This is a genomic window from Cryobacterium sp. Y11 (assembly GCF_002929535.1).
Lineage (GTDB): Bacteria > Actinomycetota > Actinomycetes > Actinomycetales > Microbacteriaceae > Cryobacterium.
Window position 1 is genome coordinate 1 of record NZ_PJJO01000020.1, and the last position, 2,802, is coordinate 2,802.

Genomic DNA, 2,802 nt, shown 5'->3' on the forward strand with positions numbered 1-2,802 from the left:
GGTTCAACATGGTCTACATCCTCGTCGTGGTCGGCGTTGTGTTGCTTTGGCTAGTCACCCCGGTGGCGAGCCTGGTCATGTTCCTACTCGTGTCAGCGTTGCACTTCGGGTCCGATTGGAATGCCGATCGGGCGCCCTGGCTGCGGTTTCTCGCCGGGTTCGGACTGCTCAGCGTCCCGGCGCTGTCGCATCCCGTGCAGGTGAGTGCCGCCTACGTGGTGCTAGCCGGAGACGGAGGCGCGGTGGTCGCCAGCGTGCAAGAGTGGCTGGGGCCACTCGCCCTGGCCAGCTTGCTGCTCGCAGCCTTGATCGCTCTGCGACGTCGGGCGCACGAAAGCATCGAAATTCTGCTCGCGACCATGCTCGCCCTCACAACGGAGCCGCTGGTCTTCTTCCTGCTGTATTTCTGCGCGCTGCACAGTTTTCGGCACCTGAAGGCGGGGTTCCACGCNCGTGCCCATCCTCACGGTGAGCGCAGTGCTGGTCTGGCTCGGCCCCGACGGCGCCCTGAGTGAGCAAATTCTGCAGGTGGTGTTCATCGGTTTGGCGGGGCTAACCGTGCCGCACATGATCGTGGTGACACACGAAAACCATCACCGTCGGGCGTCAACAGCACCCGATCTATCCTGAGAATCATTCCCGTCGAGTGACTACACCGCTGTGCAGCTACGCACATGCGCGGATCGAAAAATGAACAACGACGGTTGCTCGAAAAACACTAGGATCGCCGCACCGAAGTAGCGGATGTTACTACGTCAGCTTGGACGGACAGACGGACAGACGGACAGACAGCCGGACGTGACGGGGTGAAAGGACGCTACGCGTGGTCGAACCACTGCCGATAACAGTAACGAGGTGGCTGGCCTTACCCCCGGTTAGTGGACAGGGGGTCAAGCGGCGAGTTGGATCTCTGCGGCCTGTGAAGTGTATTGCATTTCGAAGTCCACTGGGGTGACGTACCCGATCGAGGAGTGTCGACGCCGACGGTTGTAGCGGTCCTCGATCCAGTCCGCGACGCTTTGGATCGCGCGGTCTCGGGTGGACCAAACCCGGCGTTAGTAGAACTCGGTTTTCAAGGTCACGAAGAAGCTCTCGGCCCTCGCGTTGATGCTCCTATGGTTGTCAAGTAGCGATTTCACCGGTTTTTGGGTTGACGTCGATGAGGTGGTAAACCTCTCTGATGACGTAGCGCTTCAGGCAGCGGATGATGTCACGTTTGGATTTGCCTTCCGCTGTGCGGCGGGTCACGTAAGCGATTGTTGGCTCGTGGAAGCGCATTCTGCCGATGACGACGTGGTAGATTGCGGCGTTGAGTTGTCGGTGGCCACCATGGTTGATGCGGTGTTTGCCGGAGGTCATGCCCGAGCCGGTCGGGATGGGGCTGATGCCGGCGAGTTTCGCGAAGGCTGCTTCGGAATGGATGCGTTCGGGGTTGTCGCCGGCGACGATGAGGATCTCTGCCGCGGTGTCAGCGCCGATGCCGAAGGGTTCGAGCAGCTGGGGCGCGGTCTGGGTGACGAGATTTTCGACCATCGTAGCGAGCTCTTTCGCTTCGACGTCGAGGTGTTGCCAACGTCGGGCGATGAACCGCAGGGTATGTCGAATGCTGTCGTCTGGGGTCTTCATTTCTCGGGGGCGCAGGGTGGCTAGATGACGGGCGAGCATTATTTGGGTCTTCTGGGCGGTCTCTTTGCGCACCTGTTCAGGTGCGTGCACGAGCATCGCCTTGAGGGTCACCATCGCCGCTGACCGGCCCTTCACAGCGGTGTCGTGGGCAACTTTCAGTTGCCGGATCATCTCCACGGTGCCGTCGGCGGTCTTCGGTTCTGCGGTGGCGAATCCGGCCAGGACGGCGCGTGCTGCGTTCTCTGCGTCGAGAGTGTCGGATTTGCCGACAAGTCGACGCATCCGCCGATCGGGACGGTTGACCTCGATCACACGGTGGCCATTGCGGCGCACGTAGGAGGTCAGTGCAGCGCCGTAGGATCCGGTGCCCTCGATGCCGAAGGCGATGATCTGACCGAACGATGCCGCCCAGTCGAGCAACTGGCGGAATCCGCCGCTGTCGGTAGCGATCGTCAAGGTCGCGAGGATGCCACCGATTGAGTCCATCGCCGCGGCGACGTGGATGTGTTTGTGGGTGTCGACGCCGATGACGATGTGTCCGGAGCGAGTGAGCGGGATTGTCGGCACTGCTGAGATGTTCATGTATTTCTCCTGCCGGTTAGTGTTGATTTGACGCTGACGCCGGCGGGTGGACAGGACTGTCACGGGGACGCTCTCGAAAGTTGCTCCAGGCTCCTATTAGGTCACGCCCGATCCGGCGCAGTGTGTTGTTGCAGCGCCCGGCCGTGTGGCTGACAGATCAACGCAAAGGCACCCGAAGGGCCGTTCCCAACATGGGTCAAGCCGCCACGGCCAGGACTTCCGAGCCCAGTCTGGGTCCGACAGGAATAGCCTGACAGTCCCAGCATTAACCGGCTAATCGGGGTCGATTATCTGGCGCAGCAATTCTTGTTTTATTCCGATTCGTGTTACCACGATAGGTGTGCGCGCCGGGGTCGCGTTCACTCGCATATGCCTCGACCTCGGTGCGTTGCAGGATGCAACCGAGAACTTCCGGTGCGATATCGAGCACCTCACGCGCAAAAAATCCGCGGTCTGCCAGATGAAATCCAGTCAACACGGTCATTTAGTTAGCGTGTCCATTCCCGGCGGCAACGCTTGAACGAGACGCTGAGAGCATCTCGGAAGCTGATTTGCTCGAAACGTCGCACGAAATATATTCCGAATGCGTGCCGC

3 protein-coding genes and 1 pseudogene are annotated in these 2,802 nt (G+C 60.5%); 1 reads left to right on the top strand and 3 read right to left on the bottom strand.

Annotated features, from left to right (window positions below):
- Positions 1-515, top strand: a 515-nt coding sequence (locus CXY75_RS20840) for a Brp/Blh family beta-carotene 15,15'-dioxygenase (RefSeq protein ID WP_199182305.1), incomplete at its 5' end; no start/stop codon positions are given.
- A 375-nt stretch (positions 516-890) separates the two neighbouring features.
- On the opposite strand, the pseudogene CXY75_RS20175 reads toward CXY75_RS20840, so the two are convergent.
- The 3 genes and pseudogenes from CXY75_RS20175 to CXY75_RS00230 all read right to left on the bottom strand — a co-directional run.
- Positions 891-1,034, bottom strand: a pseudogene (locus CXY75_RS20175) (integrase core domain-containing protein); the annotation flags it as partial.
- 88 nt (positions 1,035-1,122) lie between these two features.
- Complete coding sequence (locus tag CXY75_RS00225; RefSeq protein ID WP_104080896.1) at positions 1,123-2,208, bottom strand: IS110 family transposase; 1,086 nt, start codon at positions 2,206-2,208, stop codon at positions 1,123-1,125.
- Between the two features lie 265 nt (positions 2,209-2,473).
- Positions 2,474-2,692 carry a DNA-3-methyladenine glycosylase gene (locus CXY75_RS00230; RefSeq protein WP_104080897.1) on the bottom strand — a complete coding sequence of 73 codons (219 nt, stop codon included), beginning with the start codon at positions 2,690-2,692 and terminating at the stop codon, positions 2,474-2,476.
- Between the last annotated feature and the right edge of the window lie 110 nt (positions 2,693-2,802).

Excerpts from the sequence above, each read along its gene's own strand:
- CXY75_RS00230 (WP_104080897.1), bottom strand. The coding sequence starts at position 2,692 with ATGACCGTGTTGACTGGATTTCATCTGGCAGACCGCGGATTTTTTGCG.
- CXY75_RS00225 (WP_104080896.1), bottom strand. The coding sequence starts at position 2,208 with ATGAACATCTCAGCAGTGCCGACAATCCCGCTCACTCGCTCCGGACAC.